This window comes from Pseudomonas sp. CP4 (genome assembly GCF_047758505.1).
Classification (GTDB): domain Bacteria; phylum Pseudomonadota; class Gammaproteobacteria; order Pseudomonadales; family Pseudomonadaceae; genus Aquipseudomonas; species Aquipseudomonas fluorescens_AO.
Genome location: NZ_CP180489.1, coordinates 2,796,863 through 2,816,205 on the forward strand (window position 1 = coordinate 2,796,863; position 19,343 = coordinate 2,816,205).

The following is a 19,343-nucleotide window of genomic DNA, read 5'->3' on the forward strand; positions in this document are numbered from 1 at the left end:
TGCGATCGATCAGTCACGAAAGATGCAGAGTCTGCCGCCCTTATCGCTGGCAAGCCAGCTCCCACAGGGATTAAGAATTCTTCGAGGGATCAGTGGTCTTCCAGCAGATTGTGCAGTTCCACAAACTGCTGCGTCAGCTTGTGCCGTGGATCGAGGTGGATCAGCGGCATGCTGGCCTGGTGCGACTCGCGCATGCGCACCGAACTGCTCAGGTACACCGGCAATACCGGCAAGCCTTCGGCAATCAACTCATCGAGCATCTGCTGCGGCAGGCTGGCCCGCGCCTGAAACTGATTGACCACAATGCCTTCTACCTCCAGGCCTTCGTTATGGTCATCCTTCAATTCCTCGATCTCGGCGATCAGTCCGTACAGGGCCTGACGGGAAAAGCTGTCGCAGTCGAAGGGAATCAGCACGCGATCCGCCGCAATCAGCGCCGATACCGCGTAAAAATTCAGTGCTGGCGGGGTATCGAGATAGATCCGGTCGTAGTCTTCCGATAGCTCATCGAGCAACTTACGCAGCTTGTTGATCTTGTGTTTCGCCTCTAGCTTGGGCTGTAGGTCGGCCAGCTCGGCGGTGGCGGTAATGATGTGCAGGTTGTCGAACGGAGTTTCGTAGATGTCCGCCTGATTCTTTTTCGAGAACGGCCCGGACGACAGTGTCTGTTTGAAGAAATCGGCGATGCCCATCGGAATGTCATCGCCGGTGAGCCCGGTCAGATACTGAGTGGAATTGGCCTGAGCATCGAGGTCGACCAACAACGTGCGATAACCCTCGCTGGCGCTGACCGCCGCCAGATTGCAGGCAATGCTCGATTTGCCCACGCCACCTTTCTGATTGAACACCACGCGCCGCATGACCAAACCTCCGTGTATCAAAGAATGACCGAGTGTAGTTGGCGGTGGCCGCGCTTCGCTACCTTCACCGACATGGACTACGCCGCCAGGTGTAAATATCGGCGCCCACGCATGGAAAAAACCGCCAGCCGTCACAGAGACACCTGACAGACTGACCCTGGGGAATATGGATAATGGCCAAGTGATAGCCACTCCAGCGAACCGCTCGGTACATTTTGTTGAGCAAAATGTAACCAACATTTGCTACACACCCGTCGCACCGGGATAATGCGCGCCACCCGGCGCCCTGCGCCAAGCCAAGCCTGCTGCGGCGCTGGCGACTCAACGCGTCAACGAAAGCCCGCAGGGGCGGGATGAATGTCCGTGATCAACTTCAACATCGCCCAATGGCGCGCGTGGGCCCCGGGGCTCGACAGCGTGGACGCCTGGCAGGCCTGGAGCCGACAACCGGTCGTGCTGCAGAGCAGTGATGCCGCGCCCGATGTGTCGTTTCTGCCGGCCATGCAACGCCGTCGCCTCAGCCGCCTGGCGCGGATGGCCTTCAGCGTTGGCTGGCCGCTGGCCGAAGGCCGGGACCATCTGCCGCTGGTGTTCGTTTCCCGGCACGGCGAAACCCCCCGCACGTTTGAAATTCTCCGTGACCTGGCCACCGAACAGCCTTTGTCGCCGACCCAATTCAGCCTTTCGGTGCATAACGCGATCATCGGTTTGTGGTCGATCATGCGCGGTGAAACCAGCGAAATGACCGCCCTCGCCGCCGCTGGCGACGGTCTGGAGCACGGCATGCTTGAAGCTGCCGCACTGCTCGAAGAAGGCGCCCCGGCCGTGCTGTTGGTGATCACCGAAGAACAACCGCCCGAGGCGTATTCGCAGTGGGTCGATGACGTGCCATTCCCTTACGCGCTGGGTTTATTGCTCACGCCCGGTACCGACTGGCGGCTGACCCTGAGCAGCAGCCCAAAACCACAGTCCAAAGTGCACTGGCCCCACGCGCTGAACCTGCTGCGAACCCTGCTCGGCCAGCAACCTGACTGCCAACATGCGTGGAAGAATCGTGTATGGACCTGGCATCGCAACCCGTGACCGCCAAATACCGCGACGCCTACTACTGGCGCCTGCTGGCCACTGCTGCGAGCTTCGCTTTGTTCGGGCTCGGCGGGCTGTGTCTACGCGTGCTGGTATTCCCGTTGCTCGGTTGCCTGCCCGGTGACGCACTTGAACATCGCCTGCGCGCCCGGCGCACGGTCAGCCGATTGTTCTGGTTTTTCGTGCGGTTCATGGCCCGCACTGGCGTGCTCACCTATGACATCGAGGGCGCCGAACGCCTTGGCCGGCCGGGACAGATGATCATCGCCAACCACCCGTCGCTGATCGACGTGGTTTTTCTCATCGGTCTGGTGCGCCACGCCAACTGCGTGGTGAAGAAAACCCTTTGGGAAAACCCATTCACCCGTGGCCCGCTGCGCCGCACCGAGTACATCAGCAACGACGGCAGCATGGACATGCTCGACGCCGCCGCACAGTCGTTGCAGGACGGCCAGACCCTGATCATTTTCCCCGAAGGCACGCGCACCCAGCCGGGGCAGGCGCCGGCCTTTCATCGGGGGGCGGCGGCGATTGCCCTGCGCGGTGCGAAAATCGTTACCCCGGTGATCATCAAGGTCAGCCCGACCACCCTGACCAAAGCCGAGCCGTGGTATCGCATCCCCCATCGCCGCGTGCACTTCAGTTTTCGCGTGGGGGCCGATATAGACCCACAGACCTTCGCCGCGCAAGGCCCCGCACCGCAGGCCTCGCGCAAGCTCAACGATTATTTGCATGACTATTTCATTAAGGAGCTCGCCGCAGATGAGCGAACTGAACACCGCTAGCCTGGTGCGTGACATCAAACTGCTGATCATCGACGCCTTGGGCCTGGAAGACATCAGCCCAGAAGACATCGGCGACGAGCAGACACTCTTCGGCGAAGGCCTCGGCCTGGATTCCGTGGACGCGCTGGAACTGGGCCTGGCGATCCAGAAAAAATACGGCATCAAGATCGACGCCGATGCCAAAGACACCCGTAACCATTTCACCAACGTGGCCAGCCTTGCGGCGTTCGTCACGGCAAAACAGGCAGCTTGAGACCGGACCATGCAAACTCGTGACGATATTTTCAACACCCTGCGCGATGCCCTGGTCGAGCTGTTCGAACTGGATCCGGCCCGTGTAAGCATGGACGCCAACTTGTATCAGGACCTGGAAATCGACAGCATCGACGCCGTCGACCTGATCGATCACATCAAACGCCAGACCGGGAAGAAAATCGCCGCCGAAGAATTCAAGTCGGTGCGCACTGTCGGTGACGTGGTCGAGGCGGTGTTCCGTCTGGTTCAACCGGCCGCATGAGCCGACTGATCGGCCTGGGCCTGCTGCTGGCCGGTCTGCTGTACCCCTTTGCGGTGTATTTCGGCATGGAGCATTTCGCCCCGTGGCAATTTGCGCTGCTGCTGGGCAGCCTGTGGCTGGCGCGCGCCCTGACCGGCGAACGCAAGTCCGGCAGCCTGTGGATGGCCTGCACAGCGATCGGGTTCTGCCTGTTGTTAGCGGTGTTCGACAGCCCGCAGCTGTTGCGCTGGTACCCGGTGCTGATCAGCGCGTTCATGCTGGTGCTGTTCGGCGTGAGCCTGAAATACGGCCCGCCGATGGTCGAGCGCCTGGCGCGGTTGCGCGAGCCGGAACTGCCTGAGGTTGCCATTCGCTATACGCGCAAGGTGACGCTGGCCTGGAGCGTGTTTTTCTTTTGCAACGGTTTGTGCGCCGCCCTCCTCACTCTGTGGGCGCCGCTGGATTGGTGGATGTTGTACACCGGCCTGATCTCCTATGGATTGATCGGCCTGATGTTTGCCATTGAATGGCTGATACGACAACGGGTAAGAGGCCGTACATGAATTGGATAAAACTTGAGCAGCTGTTGCTCAAGGCACTGCCGGCACGGGCGATCTGCCATGCGCCGGCCCTCGATCACACGCAACTGCGGGAGCAGGCTCTGAGCGTTGCCGCAGGCCTGCAAAGCCGGGGCGTGAAACGACTGGCCGTGCATCTGGAAGATGCTGCCGACCTCGCCATCGCCCTGCTCGGTGCCTGGCGAGCCGGCGTCAGCGTGTTGCTGCCGGCGGATCTGCAAGCGCAGACGCGTCAGCGCTGGTCGCAGGAAGTCGATCTATGGCTGACCGATCAACCCGGCGACGCCCAGTTGCACGACTTCACTCAACCCGGCCTGCACGGCGCCGAACTGGATCTGGGTCGGTGTCGGCTGAGCCTGTGCACCTCCGGCTCCAGCGGCGACCCCAAGCGCATCGACAAGACCCTGCGCCAATTGGCCAACGAGGTCGAAGCGCTGGAACAGTTGTGGGGCGCAGACCTCGGTCAAGCCTGCATCATCGGCAGTGTCGCCACGCAACACATCTATGGCCTGCTGTTTCGCGTGTTGTGGCCACTGTGCGCCGGGCGCCCGTTTGTGCGCCGGCAACTGGCCTTTTCCGAAGACCTGCAGCGCGCCAGTCGCGAGCATTCGGCCTTTGCCTGGGTCGCCAGCCCGGCGCTGCTCAAGCGCATGGGCGACAACCTCGACTGGCCGGCCCTGAGCGCGGTGCGCCGGGTGTTTTCCTCCGGGGGCGCGTTGCCACTGGAGGCTGCGCAAAGCCTGCAACAGCGCTTGCAGCAATGGCCGACGGAAATCCTCGGCAGCTCGGAAACCGGCGGCATCGCCTGGCGTCAGGGCGAGTCGTTGTGGCAACCGTTTGCTGGCGTCGAACTGAGCCAGGACAGCGACGGCGCCCTGCTGATCGCCTCGCCTTACCTGCCTGCCGGCCATGTCGAACACAGCGCCGATGCCGCGCGCATTGCCGCCGATGGTCGTTTCGAACTGCTGGGGCGACTGGACCGCATCGTCAAACTGGAAGAAAAACGCATCTCGCTGCCGATGCTTGAGCAGGCCTTGGCAGCCCATGACTGGGTCGCCGAAGCGCGCCTCGGTGTGGTCCAGGAAAACCGCGCCTCGCTCGGTGCGCTGCTGGTGCTCAGCGAATCGGGCCTGTTCGCCCTGCGCGAGCACGGCCGCCGTGGCCTGACCGAAACCCTGCGCAAACATCTGAACCAACATTGCGAAGCCCTCGCCCTGCCCCGACGCTGGCGCCTGCTGCGGCAAATGCCGTTGAACAGCCAGGGCAAACTGGCGCAAGCCGACGTCGAAGCGCTGCTGCTGGCCGCACGGCCGAAAGCCCCCGAAGTGCTGGAGCAGAGCGCAAGCGACGGCGAATGGAGCCTGCAACTCAGCGTGCCGCCGGATCTGGCCTACTTCAGCGGACACTTTCCCAAGGTGCCGGTTTTGCCCGGCGTGGTGCAGGTGGAGTGGGCGCTGAATCTGGGTCGGCAGTTGCTGAATCTGGACGGCGCGTTTGCCGGAATGGAAGTGCTGAAATTCCAGCAACTGGTGCGCCCGGGTGATGAAATCCAGCTGCATCTGCGTTTCGATGCCGAGCGCGGCAAGTTGTATTTCGCTTATCGCAATGACACGGCGACGTGTTCCAGCGGACGCATTCTCCTGGGGCCTGCCCATGCATAACCCCTGCGCCGTAATCCCGGTGTACAACCACGAAACCGCAATCACCACCGTGGTCGATGCCCTGCTCGCACAAGGTCTGCCGTGCATTCTGGTGGACGATGCCAGCGAGCCGTCCTGCGCACGGGTGCTCGACGCCCTGGCCGAGCGCGACAGGGTTTTCCTGGTGCGTCTCACAGCCAATCAGGGCAAGGGCGGCGCGGTGATGACCGGTCTGCGCGAAGCCTCGCGTCTGGGCTACAGCCATGCCTTGCAGGTCGATGCCGACGGTCAGCACGATTTGCACGACGTCTCGCGCTTCGTCGGCGAATCCCGCGCCCATCCCGAGGCGATGATCTGCGGCTATCCGCTGTTCGACGAGAGCGTGCCGAAAGGGCGTTTGTACGCGCGCTACCTGACCCACGTGATGGTGTGGATCAACACCCTGTCGTTGCAGATTCGCGATTCGATGTGCGGCTTCCGCGTCTATCCACTGGCGCCGACTTTGGCGGTGATCGACTCGGCCAAAGTCGGCAAACGCATGGATTTCGACTCGAACATTCTCGTGCGTCTGGCCTGGCGCAATCAGCCGATGCGCTGGCTGCAGACCAGCGTGCATTACCCGTTGGACGGTGTATCGCACTTTCGCCTGTTCCACGACAACGCGCTGATTTCCAGCATGCACACGCGGCTGTTCTTCGGCATGTTGCTGCGTTGGCCAGTGATCCTCTGGCGGCGGTGGAAACCATGAGCGAAGAAGTCGACAAGAAGCACTGGGCCGACCGCGAAGAGCGCGGCAGTTTCCTGCTGATGAAATTCACCGCGTTCGCCGCCAAAGTCCTCGGCCGCCGCCTGCTCAGTCCGTTGCTCTATGGCATCGTCCTGTATTTTTTCCTCTTCGGCCGCGTCGCCCGGCGCAGTGCCTGGCAGTACCAGCAGCGGCTGGCCGAGTGGAGCCGGCGCGACGACCTGCGCCCGAGCCACTGGCGGGTGTTCGGCCAATTCATGACCTTTGCCGATTCGCTGCTCGACAAGCTCGATGTATGGAACGGCAAGCTGAGCATCGAGCAGATCGAAATCATCGACCCGGCGCTGCTGCGCAAGCAGTTGCGCGGCAGTCGCGGACAACTGCTGGTCGGCGCGCATCTGGGCAATCTCGAAGTGTGCCGCGCGCTGGCGGAGATCGGCGAAAAGGTCACCATGAACGTGCTGGTGCACACCAAGCATGCCGAGCAATTCAACCGCTTGCTCGGCGAGGCCGGGGCGACCAATCTGCGCCTGATCCAGGTCAGCGAACTCGACCCGGTGATCATGCTGCAACTGCATGAACGGCTGGAACGCGGCGAGTGGCTGGCGATTGCCGGCGACCGCGTGCCGCTGCACGGCGGGCGCAGCGTGATGGTGGATTTTCTCGGCCATCCGGCGCCATTTCCGCAAGGCCCGTGGTTGCTGGCCGGCCTGCTCAAGTGCCCGGTCAATCTGCTGATGTGCCTCAAGCAACCCGACGGCCACTATCGCCTGACCCTCGAACCGTTCGCCGACGCGGTGGTATGGACACGCCGCGAGCGCGAGCAGGTCATTCATCAGTGGGCCACGCGCTACGCGCAGCGCCTGAGTCACTATTGCCTCGAAGCCCCGCAGCAATGGTTCAACTTTTACCCTTTCTGGAAGACCGATGACGACGCCAACCCATGAGCCGGTAACCTTCGGCGAACGCCCTTTGCGCATCGAAGACGTGCTGGCCCTGGCCAACCGTCAGGCGCCCGTGCAGTTGCAGGCTGACGCCGACTATCGCGAGCGCATCGCCAAGGGCGCGCGGTTTCTCGATTCGCTGCTGGACAAGGAAGGCGTGATCTACGGCGTCACCACCGGTTACGGCGATTCCTGCGTGGTCGCGGTGCCGCTGCATCACGTCGAGGCGCTGCCGCGTCATCTCTACACCTTTCATGGTTGCGGCCTGGGCAAACTGCTCGACGCGCAGGCGACCCGTGCGGTGCTGGCGGCGCGTTTGCAGTCGCTGTGTCACGGCGTCTCCGGGGTGCGCGTCGAACTACTTGAGCGTCTGCATGCGTTTCTCGAATACGACATCCTGCCGTTGATTCCCGAAGAGGGTTCGGTGGGTGCCAGCGGCGATCTGACGCCGCTGTCCTATGTCGCCGCAACCCTGTCCGGCGAGCGCGAAGTGATGTTCCGTGGCGAACGTCGTCAGGCTGCCGACGTGCATCGCGAACTCGGCTGGACGCCGCTGGTGCTGCGCCCGAAAGAAGCGCTGGCACTGATGAACGGCACAGCGGTGATGACCGGCCTCGCCTGCCTCGCCTTCGCTCGCGCCGATTACCTGCTGCAACTGGCCACGCGCATCACCGCGCTCAACGTTGTCGCGCTGCAAGGCAACCCGGAGCACTTCGACGAACGTCTGTTCGCCGCCAAGCCGCATCCGGGACAGATGCAGGTCGCCGCGTGGCTGCGCAAGGATCTGGCAATCGACGCGCCAACTGCACCGCTGCATCGTCTGCAGGATCGCTACTCGCTGCGTTGCGCGCCGCATGTGCTCGGCGTGTTGGCCGACAGTCTGAACTGGCTGCGCGGCTTCATCGAAACCGAGCTGAACAGCGCCAACGACAACCCGATCATCGACGCCGAAGCCGAGCGCGTCCTGCATGGCGGGCACTTCTACGGCGGGCACATCGCGTTCGCCATGGACAGCCTGAAAAACCTTGTGGCCAACGTCGCCGATCTGCTCGATCGGCAACTGGCGCTGCTGGTCGACGAACGCTACAACCACGGCTTGCCGAGCAACCTCTCCGGCGCGCCAGCCGATCGGGCGATGATCAACCATGGCTTCAAAGCGGTGCAGATCGGCACCAGCGCCTGGACCGCCGAAGCGCTGAAAAATACCATGCCGGCCAGCGTGTTCTCGCGCTCCACCGAATGCCACAACCAGGACAAGGTGAGCATGGGCACCATCGCCGCCCGTGATGCGATTCGCGTGCTGGAGCTGACCGAACAGGTCGCCGCCGCCACCCTGCTTGCCGCCAACCAAGGCGTGTGGCTGCGCGCTCAAGCCTTCGATGCGCGCCCGCTGCCGCCGGCGCTGGCGGCGATGCACGAAGAACTCGGCAAGGATTTCCCGCCGGTCATCGAAGACCGCGCCCTGGAAGGCGAACTGCGCCTGTGCCTGCAACGCATCGCCGCGCAACACTGGAGGCTGCATGCGTAGTGCCGGAGTGCTTCACGCCGATACCGAAATTCTCGTGCCGTTTTTCGACGTCGACACCATGCACGTGGTCTGGCACGGCCATTACGTCAAATACCTCGAAGTGGCGCGCTGTGCGCTGCTGGACAAGATCGGCCACAACTACACGCACATGGTCGAGTCGGGTTACGCCTGGCCGATCATCGACCTGCAATTGCGCTACGTGCGCGGCGCGGTGTTCGGCCAGCGGCTGAACGTGCGAGCCAGTCTGGTCGAGTGGGAAAACCGTCTGAAGATCAATTATCTGATCACCGACCTGCAGACCGGCGAACGCCTGACTCGCGCCAGCTCAGTGCAGGTCGCTGTTGAAGTCAGCAGCCGCGAGATGCAACTGGCTTCACCAAAAGTCTTCACCGATGCCGTGGAAAGGATGCTGCGATGAATGTGTTTTTCAGAAGCCTCGGCGCGCTGGCGCTGCTGGCCGTGTCGTCATGGGCCAATGCCTTCGACCTGCAACAACTCAGTGAACAACTGGCGAAACCGGACGTGATCCACGGCCAGTTCATTCAGGAAAAACACCTGCGCGCCCTGCCGCAGCCGCTGGTCAGCAAGGGCAGCTTCGTCCTCGCCAAAAATCATGGCCTGCTGTGGCTGTTGAAAACCCCGTTGCAACAGGACTACCGCATCACCGCCAATGGCATTGCCCGCCGTGACGCCAGCGGCTGGCAACTGCTGCCGAACAAGAGCGCCGGTGCCGAGCAGAACCGGCTGTTTCTCGCCGTGCTGCAAGGTGACAGCAGCGGTCTGCAACGGGATTTCGAACTGGCCCTGAGCGGCACGGCGCAGCAGTGGCAACTGACCCTGACGCCGCGTTCGGTGCTGCTCAAGCAAGTGTTCAAGCAAATCAATATTGACGGCGGTGCTCTGGTGCAAAGCATCGAACTGCTGGAAACCCAGGGCGACAGCACACTGCTGCGCATGCAGGACAGCACGGCCGGGCAACCCCTGAGCGAAGCGGAGCAACATGACTTTGCCGAGTGAACGCAGGCTGCCCTGGCTGTTTCTGAGCCTGCTGCTGGCCGTCGTCGCGCTGGCTGCCTGGCAGTGGCGCGACGGTGCGCCGCTGTCGGCCAATCTCATGGAGCTGGTGCCTGGCACCAATCCAGACGCGCTGGAATTGCGCGCCGAGCAGCGCATGCAAGAGCCGCTCAACCGCGAAATGCTGGTGCTGGTCGGCCACGCCGATCGCCAGCAAGCGCTGACCATGGCTCAGCAACTGGGCGAACAATGGCAGGCCAGCGGTCTGTTCGAAACCGTGCAGTGGAACCTGCAAGCCGACTTGCCGGCGCTACGTACGCAATTGCTGCAAGGGCGTTTGGCGATGCTCTCGGCGGATGACCGGCAACTGCTCAGCGAGCATCCCGAGGTGTTCATTCAGCAGCGGGTGCAGGCGCTGTTCGACCCGTTCAACGGCTTCACCCTGGTGCCGAGCCAGGACGATTGGCTGGGCCTGACCGGACGCATCCAGAACAGCCAGCCAAAGCATGGCGCGGTGCAACTGGACATCGGCAGCGGCGCATTGGTCGCCGATGCTGGCGGCAAGAGCTGGGTGATGCTGCGGGCGCGTACCACCGGCAACGCCTTCGACATGAACCTGCCGCTGCAAGTGGCAGAACTGCTCCAGCACAGCCGTGAACAGGCGGCGCAAAGCGACGTGCAGTTGCTTGCCGCCAGTGGCCTGCTCTACGCCGCCAACGGCCAGCAACAAGCCACCCGCGAAATGACCTGGGTCGGCGGTGGTGCGACGGTCGGCATTCTGCTGTTGCTGCTGTTGGCGTTTCGTCGCTGGGGCGTGCTGCTGGCGTTTGTGCCGGTGCTGGTCGGCATGCTGTTCGGCGCGGTGGCCTGCGTGGCGCTGTTCGGTCACATGCATGTGATGACGCTGGTGCTCGGCTCGAGTCTGATCGGCGTTGCCGTCGATTACCCGCTGCACTATCTGTCCAAGAGCTGGAGCCTCAAGCCCTGGCGCAGCTGGCCGGCCCTGCGCCTGACCTTGCCGGGGTTGACCCTGAGCCTGATCACCAGCGTCATCGGCTATCTGGCGCTGGCGTGGACACCGTTTCCGGCATTGACGCAGATCGCGGTGTTCTCCGCTGCCGGCTTGCTCGGTGCCTATCTGTCGGCGGTCTGCCTGCTACCAGCGCTGCTGAGGAATGTCGAACTGCGCCCGGCGCAATGGCCGCTGCGTCTGGCCGAACGCCTGATTCAGCTGCGCGAGGCACTGCTCGCTTGCATCCGCACGCCCGTGTTGCTGGCGCTGCTGATCGCCTTCTGCGTCGGCGGCCTGATGCAATTGCAGAGCAAAAACGACATCCGCCAATGGGTCGGTGCGCCGCAGCATCTGACCGACGAAGCGCAGACCATCGCGCGCATCACCGGGTATCAACCGACCAGCCAGTTCTTCCTGATCCGCGCGGCCAATCAGGAGCAGTTGCTCGAGCGCCAGGCGGCGCTGAGCGAGCGGCTGCAGCAACTGGTCAATCTCGACAAGCTGCAAGGCTTTCTGGCCCTCGATCAACTGGTCAGCGCGCCGAGTCAGCAACAGCAGGTGCGCGAATCGCTGAACAAGCTGCCGTCGCTCTGGCAACCGCTGCTCGATCTCGGCGTGCCAGCAGCGGCTTTGCAAAACGAACTGCAGCAGTTACAGACGCTGCCCACTGAAGACATCGACGCCGCGCTGGCCGGCCCGCTCGGCGAGCCGTATCGCACACTGTGGCTTGGCCCGACGGAAGACGGCGTTGCGGCAATGACCAGCCTGCAGGGCTTGAACAATCCGTCGTTGTTGCGTGTGCAGGCGCTCGATCTGCCGGGAGTGGTGCTGGTTGATCGTCTCGGTGACCTGAACAAGGTCTTTGCCGCCACACAGATCAGCGCCGCTGAACTGAAACTCGCCTCCTGCGTGTTGATCGTGCTGGTCCTGTTCCTGCCGTTCGGCCTCACTGGCGCGCTGCGTATCGTTGCCCTGCCGCTGCTGGCGGCGCTGTGCAGTCTGGCCAGCCTCGGCTGGCTCGGTCAGCCGCTGACCCTGTTCAGCCTGTTCGGCCTGTTGCTGGTGACGGCGATCAGCGTCGATTACGCGATCCTCATGCGCGAGCAGGTCGGCGGTGCAGCGGTGAGCCTGCTCGGCACCTTGCTCGCTGCGCTGACAACGTGGCTGTCGTTCGGCCTGCTGGCAGTGTCCAGCACGCCAGCGGTGAGCAATTTCGGCCTGTCGGTGAGCCTGGGGCTGGCGTTCAGCTTCATGCTCGCGCCGTGGGCCGGGCGCCATGAACCGGCTGCGGAGCCAAGCGCATGATGGTCTTCGGCTTCTGGTTGCTGGCCTTGGCGCTGTTTGCGCTGGCGACCCGGGTCGGCCGCCATGTCGGCCTGATTCCGATCGTCAGTCAGTTGCTGCTGGCGAGCTTCGGTTTGCCGTTACTAATGTATTTCTGGATCGAACCGGGCTGGCAGCTCAGCGGCGCACAGCTGATCGCACCGGACTGGTTGAAAAACCTCTACAGCCTGAGCTTCGCCTTGCTGCTCGGGCATATCCTCAGCGACGTCATCGACCTGCGTCTGGATCGCCAGAGCGTAAAAATCGCCGTGCCGAGTTTCGCCGTGCCGTTCGCTTGCGGGCTGGCGGTCGCGTATTGGTTGCTGCCGTCGCAGCCGTGGCTCAACGCACTGGCCATCGGCCTGGTCTTCGCGATTACGGCGATCCCGGTGTTGTACCTGTATTTGCGTCACATCGATTACCCGCCCGCTGCCACCCGGCGTCTGGTGCAGACCGCGATCCTTATCGACCTGATCTGCTGGACGCTGTTCGGCCTCGCCCAAGGCAGCCTGCACTTGAGCAGCCTGTTGCTGCCCGTGGCCATGGCCGGCGTGCCGCTGCTTTTGCACCTGCTGCGCGTGCGTCGCCCGCTGACTTACAGCCTCGGCTTCTTCGCGTTGCTGGTGATGGCGGAGCATTACAAACTCAACGCGCTGATTTTCGGCATCGGCTATCTGCTGTGCATGGCGCTGCTGAAAGTGCCGTTGGTGCTGCCGCTGCCGACGCGCTGGATGAGCCGCTTGCAGACGTGTATCGCAATCCCGCTGATCCTCACGTTCGGCATCGTCCAGATCGACGTGCACAGCGCCCTCGCCAGCCTAGACGCCGGGCAGTGGGCGGCGCTGCTGCTGTTGCCGATTGCCAGTAAACTGCTCGGCAACTGGCTCGGCCTCGGTTGGGCGGGCGCCTCGTTTGCCGGCGCCAGCCGCTGGCGCGAAAGCGTGCTGCTGAACATTCGCGGCCTCAGCGAAATCGTCTTTCTCAACCTGTTGTTGCAACAACAGCTCATCACCCCGGCGCTGTATTTCGCGCTGATGCTGATGGGCCTGATCGCGACGCTGCTGCCGGCCCTTATCGGCCTGCATCGCGCGCCCCTGAATCTGAACAGTCCCTTGCCCCGGAGCTCACGTGCCAATCGTTGAAATGGAATCCCGTCAGGTCGTGATCATCGGTGCCGGCCCGTCCGGCGCTATCGCCGCCGCCCTGCTCAAGCGCAAGGGCCACGATGTGCTGGTGCTCGAGCGCCAGCACTTCCCACGCTTTTCGATCGGCGAAAGCCTGCTCAGTCACTGCCTGGATTTCGTCGAAGAAGCCGGCATGCTCGACGCCGTCAATGCCGCTGGTTTCCAGCGCAAGACCGGCGCGGCGTTTGCCTGGGGCGAGCGTTACAGCGCTTTCGATTTTGGCGACACCTTCACCGCTGGCAAACCGACCACGTTCCAGGTGCAGCGCGCCGATTTCGACAAGTTGCTGGCCGATCAAGCGGCACTGCAAGGCGCAGAAATCCGCTATGGCGATGCGATCGTCAGCGTCGATTTCGATCAGGCGAAACCATTCCTTGATGTGCGTCGCGAAGACGGCAGCGAGTACCGCGTCGAAGCCGATTTCGTCCTGGACGCCAGCGGCTATGGCCGCGTGTTGTCGCGTCTGCTCGACCTCGAAGCGCCTTCGAATTTCCCGGTGCGTCAGGCGGTGTTCACGCACGTTGAAGATCACATCGACAATCCGGCGTTCGACCGCGAAAAGATCCTCGTCACCACACATCCCGAGCATCGCGATGTGTGGTTCTGGACCATCCCGTTCAGCAACGGCCGCTGCTCGGTGGGCGTGGTGGCTGCCGCCGAGCACTTCGCCGGTCGCGATGCCGATCTCGATGTCTGCCTGCGCAGTTTTATCGCCGAGACGCCAAGCCTCGCCGGGGTTCTGAACAACGCGGTCTGGGACACCCCGGCGCGCACCCTCGGCGGCTACGCGGCCAACGTGAAAACCCTGCATGGCCCGGGCTTCGCGCTGCTGGGCAACGCCGCAGAATTTCTCGACCCGGTGTTCTCCTCCGGCGTGACCATTGCCATGCGTTCGGCGAGCATGGCCGCTGGCGTGCTGCACCGTCAGTTGCAGGGTGAAACGGTGGACTGGCAAAGCGAATTTGCCGAGCCGTTGAAACGCGGCGTCGACACCTTCCGCTGCTACGTCGAAGGCTGGTACGCCGGCACCTTCCAGGACGTGATTTTCTACGAGGACAGCCAGGCGGAGATTCGCCGGATGATCTGCTCGATCCTCGCCGGTTACGCCTGGGACGAGCGCAACCCGTTCGTCAGTGAAGCGCGGCGCCGGCTGAAGATGATTTCCCAACTCTGCGCGCAGGACACCCCATGAATTACCTGAGCGACAGCTACGTCGAGGAAACCCGCTTCGGTCTCTGGTTCCTGCGCAGCCACACCTGGCAGCACCATGTGCTGCGCGTGGCGATCAACGACTTGCGTGGCTTGTTCAGTGAAGCGCTGCCGGAACACCCGGTGCTGCTGGACGCCGGTTGCGGGCAGGGCAAGTCGTTCGGCCACCTGCGCCAGACCTTCGCCCCGCAGCGCCTGATCGGCGTCGACGCCGACCCGCACAGCCTGCAACTCAGCGCCGAAGAGGCCGCGCGCCTGGGCATGCAGGTCGAATTGATCGGCAGCGATTGCGCCACGCTTCAAGTCGCCGATGACAGTGTCGATCTGCTGTTCTGTCACCAGACCTTCCATCATCTGGTCGAGCAGGAAAAGGCCTTGGCCGAGTTCTATCGCGTGCTCAAGCCGGGCGGCTATCTGCTGTTCGCCGAGTCCACCGAGGCTTACATTGATACCTGGGTGATTCGCTGGCTGTTCCGCCATCCGATGCATGTGCAGAAGAGCGCCGCCGGCTATCTGCAGATGATTCGCGAGCAGGGCTTCGAGTTTGCCGAGCGCAATGTGTCCTACCCGTATCTGTGGTGGAGCCGGTCGAAGGATTTCGGTTTGCTGGAGCGGTTGCGTTTGAGCAAACCCAAGCCATTCGGTGAGCGTGAAGAGACGCTAGTGAATGTCGTCGCGCGCAAGCCATTGCAAGGTGAGATCTGATGCACCACTTTCGACCTGAATACATTGGTCCCTGTGGGAGCTGGCTTGCCAGCGATGGCGGTGTGTCTGTCAAAAAAAATGCTGGATGTGCCGACGCCATCGCTGGCAAGCCAGCTCCCACAAGGTTTGTGGTGTGGTTAGTATTGGTGCTAGTTGCCTTGCTCAGCGCCTGCGCCAGCCAGCCGCCACTACCCGCAGCCAACCCGACTTTGCCCCTGCCGCTGCAACTGCACATCGAACGCGAGCAAGCCGGACAGCGGCAGGACTGGCTGCTGGTGATCCAGCACGAAGGCGCCGGCACGCGTTGGTCGATGATGGATCCGCTGGGCATTCCCCTGGCCCGTCAGCAGCTGATCGACGGACACTGGCAGGCCGACGGTCTGCTGCCGCCGAACCCGGAAGCGCGGGAATTGTTCGCCGCATTGCTGTTCGCCCTGACGCCGTCCGCCGAGCTGCTGCGCAACTATCCCGACGCCCGGCAACAGGCCGATCAGCGTTCACTGCCGGCGCGCTGGAACATCCGCTATTCACAACCGTTGAGCTTCCAATTGAATCTGCCTCAAGGCCCGCACTATCGCGTTTCCCAGTTAGGTGAATCGACGCCATGACCGCTTACCTGAATGCCCTCGGCGTGATCTGCGCTTTGGGCCGCGACAAGTCTGAAGTCGCGCGCAATCTGTTTGCCGGCGACTGCTCGGGGATGCGCCGCGATACCGGCTGGGTCGCTGAACGTGAGCTGCCTGTCGCGGGCGTGCACGGTGAATTGGCGCCGATCCCCGCCGAACTGCTCGAACACAGCAGTCGCAACAATCAGCTGCTGTTGGAAGCCGCGCTGCAAGTCCGCGCTGACATCGATCGCGCGATCCAGACCTATGGCCGTGAGCGCATCGGCGTGGTGCTCGGCACCAGCACCTCGGGCATCGACGAGGCCAGTAGTGGTCTGGCCCACTACATCCGCGAGCAGCAGTTTCCCCGCGAATACGACTATCGCCAGCAGGAACTCGGTGCCCCGGCGAATTTCCTTGCCGAATGGCTACAACTGAGCGGCCCGGCCTACGTGATTTCCACTGCCTGTACCTCCAGTGCCCGCGCGCTGATGAGCGCCCAGCGCCTGCTCGATCTGGGCCTGTGCGATGCGGTGCTGTGCGGCGGCGTCGACAGTCTGTGCAAGCTCACGCTGAACGGTTTTTCTTCACTGGAAGCCGTTTCAGATGAACGCTGCAATCCGTTTTCCGCCAACCGCAACGGCATCAACATCGGCGAAGCAGCGGTGCTGTTCGTGATGAGCAAACAGCGCGGCGAAGGCCCGGGCATTGCCTTGCTAGGTGCAGGCGCCAGCTCGGATGCGCATCATATTTCCGCGCCGGAGCCGAGCGGTCGCGGCGCCCTGCAAGCGATGCAAAAAGCCCTTGGCCGTGCGCATCTGCAAGCCGGGCAAATCAACTACCTGAACCTGCACGGCACCGCCACTGCGCACAACGACGCCATGGAAAGCCTGGCGGTCGCGGCGCTGTTTCCCGAAGGCGTCGCCTGCTCGTCAACCAAACCGCTGACCGGTCACACCCTCGGCGCGGCTGGCGCGCTGGAAGCGGCGTTCTGCTGGCTGAGCCTGAGTGCCGAAAACCCTGAACAGGCGTTGCCGCCGCACATCTGGGATGGCCAGGCCGATCCCGCGCTGCCGCCACTCAAGTGGGTGACCGCGAGCGAACGCCTGACGTCCATTGCACCGCGCTACCTGATGAGCAACTCGTTTGCCTTCGGCGGCAACAACGTCAGCCTGATTATCGGAGACGCCCCATGAGCCACTGGCCGCTCGCCGAACTGCTGCCGCACGCCGGCGACATGATCCTGATCGACGCCATCGAGCGCTTCGACGACGAGCAGATTTTCACCCGCCTCACGGTCAAGCCCGACGGCCTGTTCAACCTGCCCGACGGCAGCCTGCCGGCGTGGGTCGGCGTCGAGCTGATGGCGCAGAGCGTCGCCGCTTTCGCCGGTTGCCACGCCCGGCAAAAAGGCAATCAGGTGGAGCTGGGTTTTCTCCTCGGCACGCGCAAATTCGAGTGCAACGTCGAAGCCTTTGCGGCCGGCAGCGAGCTGACCATCCATGGTCTGCGCTCACTGGAGGACGACAACGGCATGGGCGTGTTCGAATGCCATATCCACGGCAACGGCATACTTGCCAGCGCTCGGCTCAACGTTTTCCGTCCACCCGAAGCCAACCAATATCTGCAACAGACAAAGGAGTCGCACGATGACTGAATCCGTACTGGTCACCGGCTCCAGCCGTGGCATCGGCCGCGCCATTGCCTTGCGTCTGGCGCAGGCGGGGCATGACATCGTCCTGCATTGCCGTAGCGGCATGACCGAAGCCCAAGCGGTGCAGGCCGAAATCGAAGCACTGGGTCGCCGTGCGCGCATCCTGCAATTCGACGTCGCCGACCGCGAAGCCTGCAGAAGCATTCTCGAGGGCGACGTCGAAAACCACGGCGCCTATTACGGCGTAGTGCTCAACGCCGGGCTGACCCGCGACGGCGCGTTTCCAGCGCTGAGCGATGACGATTGGGACGTGGTCCTGCGCACCAATCTCGACGGTTTCTACAACGTTCTGCACCCGGTGATGATGCCGATGATCCGTCGTCGCGCCGCCGGACGCATCGTCTGCATCACCTCGGTGTCGGGCCTGATCGGCAACCGTGGGCAAGTCAATTACAGCGCCTCGAAGGCCGGCGTGATCGGTGCGGCAAAGGCGTTGGCGATCGAGTTGGGCAAGCGCAAAATCACCGTTAACTGCGTCGCCCCTGGCCTGATCGACACGGCCATGCTCGACGAAAACGTGCCGGTGGAGGAACTGATGAAAATGATCCCCGCGCAGCGCATGGGCACCCCGGAAGAAGTGGCCGCTGCGGTGAATTTCCTGATGTCGGCGGAAGCCTCGTACATCACCCGCCAGGTGCTGGCGGTCAACGGAGGCCTGTGCTGATGAAGCGCGTCGTCGTCACCGGCATGGCCGGCATCACCTCGCTGGGCAGCGATTGGCCGACCATTGCCGGCAATTTCGCAGCCAATCGCAGCGGCATTCGCCGCATGGACGAGTGGGATCGCTTCACTGAGCTCAATACGCGTCTGGCCGGGCCCATCGATGATTTTCTCGTGCCGTCGCACTGGACCCGCAAGCAGTTGCGCAGCATGGGCCGGGTTTCGCGACTGGCGGTCGGGGCAGCAGAAAAGGCTCTGGCCGATGCAGGCCTGCTCGGTGACGAATCGATCAAGGACGGGCGCATGGGCGTCGCTTGTGGCTCGTCCACCGGCAGCACTGACGAAATCAAAGCGTTCGGCAACATGCTGCTCAACTCGGTGGCCGAGGGGCTGAACGCCAACTCCTACGTGCGGATGATGCCGCACACCACCGCCGCCAATATCAGCATCTTCTTCGGCCTCACCGGCCGCCTGATTCCGACGTCCAGCGCCTGCACCAGCGGCAGCCAGGGCATCGGCTATGCCTACGAGGCAATCAAGTTCGGCCGCTTGCCATTGATGCTCGCCGGCGGCGCCGAAGAACTGTGCCCGACCGAAGCCATGGTGTTTGACGCGCTTTACGCCACCAGCCTGAAAAACGATGCGCCACAGACCAGCCCACGCCCGTACGACAAGGGCCGCGACGGTCTGGTGATCGGCGAAGGCGGCGGCATGCTCGTGCTTGAGGAGCTGGAACACGCCCTCGCCCGTGGCGCACGTATTCACGCGGAAATCGTCGGTTTTGGCAGCAACGCCGACGGTCAGCACACTACGCGTCCAGAGCAAGTGACCATGCGCCGCGCCATGGAGCTGGCGCTGGAAGACGCTGGGCTGGCGCCAGAGGCCATCGGTTATGTAAATGGCCATGGCACGGCTACAGAACAGGGCGACATCGCTGAAACGCTGGCCACCAACAGCCTGTTTGGCGAACACATGCCGATCAGCTCGCAGAAGAGTTTCCTCGGCCACACCCTCGGCGCCTGCGGTGCGCTGGAGTCGTGGTTCAGCATCGAGATGATGAATCGCGATCAGTACGTGCACACCTTCAACCTCGACGAGGTCGACCCGCACTGCGGCAAGCTCGATTACCTGCGCGGCGAATTCCGCCAGATGCACCACGACTACGTGATGAACAACAATTTCGCTTTCGGCGGCGTCAACACTTCGTTGATCTTCCGCCGCTGGGCATAACCGAATCAATCCAGGTCAAGGAGAC

21 protein-coding genes are annotated in these 19,343 nt (G+C 63.0%); 20 read left to right on the top strand and 1 reads right to left on the bottom strand.

Annotated elements, in window-relative coordinates; genetic code table 11:
* Positions 1-89: 89 nt before the first annotated feature.
* Positions 90-860, bottom strand: coding sequence for a ParA family protein (locus ACMYUN_RS12375; RefSeq protein ID WP_024011296.1), 771 nt, complete (start codon positions 858-860; stop codon positions 90-92).
* A 357-nt stretch (positions 861-1,217) separates the two neighbouring features.
* Here ACMYUN_RS12375 and ACMYUN_RS12380 point away from each other — a divergent pair, with 357 nt between their 5' ends.
* From ACMYUN_RS12380 to ACMYUN_RS12475, 20 genes are read left to right on the top strand one after another with little or no spacing between them, the layout of a single operon-like run.
* A complete protein-coding gene (locus ACMYUN_RS12380; RefSeq protein WP_415763851.1) occupies positions 1,218-1,943 on the top strand; it encodes a beta-ketoacyl synthase chain length factor in 726 nt (241 codons plus the stop codon).
* The gene (locus ACMYUN_RS12385) at positions 1,919-2,731 is read left to right on the top strand and encodes a lysophospholipid acyltransferase family protein (protein WP_415763852.1); all 813 of its coding nucleotides are present in this window, start codon (positions 1,919-1,921) and stop codon (positions 2,729-2,731) included. Before ACMYUN_RS12380 ends, ACMYUN_RS12385 begins: the two co-directional genes overlap by 25 nt.
* Positions 2,709-2,984 (top strand): phosphopantetheine-binding protein, encoded by a 276-nt coding sequence (locus ACMYUN_RS12390; RefSeq protein ID WP_039756723.1) that lies wholly within the window; start codon positions 2,709-2,711, stop codon positions 2,982-2,984. The genes ACMYUN_RS12385 and ACMYUN_RS12390 overlap by 23 nt, the downstream gene beginning before the upstream one ends.
* Positions 2,985-2,993: 9 nt before the next feature.
* A complete protein-coding gene (locus ACMYUN_RS12395) occupies positions 2,994-3,248 on the top strand; it encodes an acyl carrier protein (RefSeq protein WP_016772026.1) in 255 nt (84 codons plus the stop codon).
* Positions 3,245-3,790 (top strand): hypothetical protein, encoded by a 546-nt coding sequence (locus ACMYUN_RS12400; protein ID WP_415763853.1) that lies wholly within the window; start codon positions 3,245-3,247, stop codon positions 3,788-3,790. Before ACMYUN_RS12395 ends, ACMYUN_RS12400 begins: the two co-directional genes overlap by 4 nt.
* Positions 3,787-5,466: an AMP-binding protein gene (locus tag ACMYUN_RS12405; protein WP_415763854.1), complete on the top strand. Its 1,680-nt coding sequence runs from the start codon at positions 3,787-3,789 to the stop codon at positions 5,464-5,466. The genes ACMYUN_RS12400 and ACMYUN_RS12405 overlap by 4 nt, the downstream gene beginning before the upstream one ends.
* Complete coding sequence (locus ACMYUN_RS12410; RefSeq protein ID WP_415763855.1) at positions 5,459-6,193, top strand: glycosyltransferase family 2 protein; 735 nt, start codon at positions 5,459-5,461, stop codon at positions 6,191-6,193. The genes ACMYUN_RS12405 and ACMYUN_RS12410 overlap by 8 nt, the downstream gene beginning before the upstream one ends.
* A complete protein-coding gene (locus ACMYUN_RS12415; protein WP_415763856.1) occupies positions 6,190-7,137 on the top strand; it encodes a glycosyl transferase in 948 nt (315 codons plus the stop codon). The genes ACMYUN_RS12410 and ACMYUN_RS12415 overlap by 4 nt, the downstream gene beginning before the upstream one ends.
* Positions 7,118-8,662, top strand: coding sequence for an HAL/PAL/TAL family ammonia-lyase (locus ACMYUN_RS12420; protein WP_039756715.1), 1,545 nt, complete (start codon positions 7,118-7,120; stop codon positions 8,660-8,662). The genes ACMYUN_RS12415 and ACMYUN_RS12420 overlap by 20 nt, the downstream gene beginning before the upstream one ends.
* A complete protein-coding gene (locus ACMYUN_RS12425; protein WP_039756713.1) occupies positions 8,655-9,080 on the top strand; it encodes an acyl-CoA thioesterase in 426 nt (141 codons plus the stop codon). The genes ACMYUN_RS12420 and ACMYUN_RS12425 overlap by 8 nt, the downstream gene beginning before the upstream one ends.
* Positions 9,077-9,679 carry an outer membrane lipoprotein carrier protein LolA gene (locus ACMYUN_RS12430; RefSeq protein WP_039756710.1) on the top strand — a complete coding sequence of 201 codons (603 nt, stop codon included), beginning with the start codon at positions 9,077-9,079 and terminating at the stop codon, positions 9,677-9,679. The genes ACMYUN_RS12425 and ACMYUN_RS12430 overlap by 4 nt, the downstream gene beginning before the upstream one ends.
* Complete coding sequence (locus ACMYUN_RS12435; protein WP_415763857.1) at positions 9,663-11,993, top strand: MMPL family transporter; 2,331 nt, start codon at positions 9,663-9,665, stop codon at positions 11,991-11,993. Before ACMYUN_RS12430 ends, ACMYUN_RS12435 begins: the two co-directional genes overlap by 17 nt.
* Positions 11,990-13,153, top strand: a complete 1,164-nt coding sequence (locus ACMYUN_RS12440) for a sodium:proton antiporter (RefSeq protein ID WP_415763858.1) — start codon at positions 11,990-11,992, stop codon at positions 13,151-13,153. The genes ACMYUN_RS12435 and ACMYUN_RS12440 overlap by 4 nt, the downstream gene beginning before the upstream one ends.
* On the top strand, positions 13,140-14,387 hold the full coding sequence (locus tag ACMYUN_RS12445) for an NAD(P)/FAD-dependent oxidoreductase (RefSeq protein ID WP_129998246.1): 1,248 nt from the start codon (positions 13,140-13,142) through the stop codon (positions 14,385-14,387). The genes ACMYUN_RS12440 and ACMYUN_RS12445 overlap by 14 nt, the downstream gene beginning before the upstream one ends.
* Positions 14,384-15,109, top strand: coding sequence for a class I SAM-dependent methyltransferase (locus ACMYUN_RS12450; protein WP_415763859.1), 726 nt, complete (start codon positions 14,384-14,386; stop codon positions 15,107-15,109). Before ACMYUN_RS12445 ends, ACMYUN_RS12450 begins: the two co-directional genes overlap by 4 nt.
* Positions 15,109-15,717: a hypothetical protein gene (locus tag ACMYUN_RS12455; protein WP_415763860.1), complete on the top strand. Its 609-nt coding sequence runs from the start codon at positions 15,109-15,111 to the stop codon at positions 15,715-15,717. The genes ACMYUN_RS12450 and ACMYUN_RS12455 overlap by 1 nt, the downstream gene beginning before the upstream one ends.
* On the top strand, positions 15,714-16,910 hold the full coding sequence (locus ACMYUN_RS12460; protein WP_415763861.1) for a beta-ketoacyl-[acyl-carrier-protein] synthase family protein: 1,197 nt from the start codon (positions 15,714-15,716) through the stop codon (positions 16,908-16,910). Before ACMYUN_RS12455 ends, ACMYUN_RS12460 begins: the two co-directional genes overlap by 4 nt.
* The gene (locus tag ACMYUN_RS12465) at positions 16,907-17,371 is read left to right on the top strand and encodes a hotdog family protein (protein WP_415763862.1); all 465 of its coding nucleotides are present in this window, start codon (positions 16,907-16,909) and stop codon (positions 17,369-17,371) included. The genes ACMYUN_RS12460 and ACMYUN_RS12465 overlap by 4 nt, the downstream gene beginning before the upstream one ends.
* A complete protein-coding gene (fabG, locus tag ACMYUN_RS12470) occupies positions 17,364-18,092 on the top strand; it encodes a 3-oxoacyl-ACP reductase FabG (RefSeq protein WP_039756699.1) in 729 nt (242 codons plus the stop codon). Before ACMYUN_RS12465 ends, fabG begins: the two co-directional genes overlap by 8 nt.
* Complete coding sequence (locus ACMYUN_RS12475; protein WP_129998250.1) at positions 18,092-19,318, top strand: beta-ketoacyl-ACP synthase; 1,227 nt, start codon at positions 18,092-18,094, stop codon at positions 19,316-19,318. The genes fabG and ACMYUN_RS12475 overlap by 1 nt, the downstream gene beginning before the upstream one ends.
* Positions 19,319-19,343: the final 25 nt, after the last annotated feature.

What these genes read in the sequence shown, in the direction of transcription:
- ACMYUN_RS12385 (WP_415763852.1), top strand. Translation starts at nt 1,919, where the DNA reads ATGGACCTGGCATCGCAACCCGTGACCGCCAAATACCGCGACGCCTAC.
- ACMYUN_RS12460 (WP_415763861.1), top strand. Translation starts at nt 15,714, where the DNA reads ATGACCGCTTACCTGAATGCCCTCGGCGTGATCTGCGCTTTGGGCCGC.
- ACMYUN_RS12380 (WP_415763851.1), top strand. Translation starts at nt 1,218, where the DNA reads ATGTCCGTGATCAACTTCAACATCGCCCAATGGCGCGCGTGGGCCCCG.
- ACMYUN_RS12400 (WP_415763853.1), top strand. Translation starts at nt 3,245, where the DNA reads ATGAGCCGACTGATCGGCCTGGGCCTGCTGCTGGCCGGTCTGCTGTAC.
- ACMYUN_RS12410 (WP_415763855.1), top strand. Translation starts at nt 5,459, where the DNA reads ATGCATAACCCCTGCGCCGTAATCCCGGTGTACAACCACGAAACCGCA.
- ACMYUN_RS12440 (WP_415763858.1), top strand. Translation starts at nt 11,990, where the DNA reads ATGATGGTCTTCGGCTTCTGGTTGCTGGCCTTGGCGCTGTTTGCGCTG.
- ACMYUN_RS12430 (WP_039756710.1), top strand. Translation starts at nt 9,077, where the DNA reads ATGAATGTGTTTTTCAGAAGCCTCGGCGCGCTGGCGCTGCTGGCCGTG.
- ACMYUN_RS12415 (WP_415763856.1), top strand. Translation starts at nt 6,190, where the DNA reads ATGAGCGAAGAAGTCGACAAGAAGCACTGGGCCGACCGCGAAGAGCGC.
- ACMYUN_RS12475 (WP_129998250.1), top strand. Translation starts at nt 18,092, where the DNA reads ATGAAGCGCGTCGTCGTCACCGGCATGGCCGGCATCACCTCGCTGGGC.
- ACMYUN_RS12395 (WP_016772026.1), top strand. Translation starts at nt 2,994, where the DNA reads ATGCAAACTCGTGACGATATTTTCAACACCCTGCGCGATGCCCTGGTC.
- ACMYUN_RS12390 (WP_039756723.1), top strand. Translation starts at nt 2,709, where the DNA reads ATGAGCGAACTGAACACCGCTAGCCTGGTGCGTGACATCAAACTGCTG.
- ACMYUN_RS12465 (WP_415763862.1), top strand. Translation starts at nt 16,907, where the DNA reads ATGAGCCACTGGCCGCTCGCCGAACTGCTGCCGCACGCCGGCGACATG.
- ACMYUN_RS12435 (WP_415763857.1), top strand. Translation starts at nt 9,663, where the DNA reads ATGACTTTGCCGAGTGAACGCAGGCTGCCCTGGCTGTTTCTGAGCCTG.
- ACMYUN_RS12425 (WP_039756713.1), top strand. Translation starts at nt 8,655, where the DNA reads ATGCGTAGTGCCGGAGTGCTTCACGCCGATACCGAAATTCTCGTGCCG.
- fabG (WP_039756699.1), top strand. Translation starts at nt 17,364, where the DNA reads ATGACTGAATCCGTACTGGTCACCGGCTCCAGCCGTGGCATCGGCCGC.
- ACMYUN_RS12405 (WP_415763854.1), top strand. Translation starts at nt 3,787, where the DNA reads ATGAATTGGATAAAACTTGAGCAGCTGTTGCTCAAGGCACTGCCGGCA.
- ACMYUN_RS12420 (WP_039756715.1), top strand. Translation starts at nt 7,118, where the DNA reads ATGACGACGCCAACCCATGAGCCGGTAACCTTCGGCGAACGCCCTTTG.
- ACMYUN_RS12455 (WP_415763860.1), top strand. Translation starts at nt 15,109, where the DNA reads ATGCACCACTTTCGACCTGAATACATTGGTCCCTGTGGGAGCTGGCTT.
- ACMYUN_RS12450 (WP_415763859.1), top strand. Translation starts at nt 14,384, where the DNA reads ATGAATTACCTGAGCGACAGCTACGTCGAGGAAACCCGCTTCGGTCTC.
- ACMYUN_RS12375 (WP_024011296.1), bottom strand. Translation starts at nt 860, where the DNA reads ATGCGGCGCGTGGTGTTCAATCAGAAAGGTGGCGTGGGCAAATCGAGC.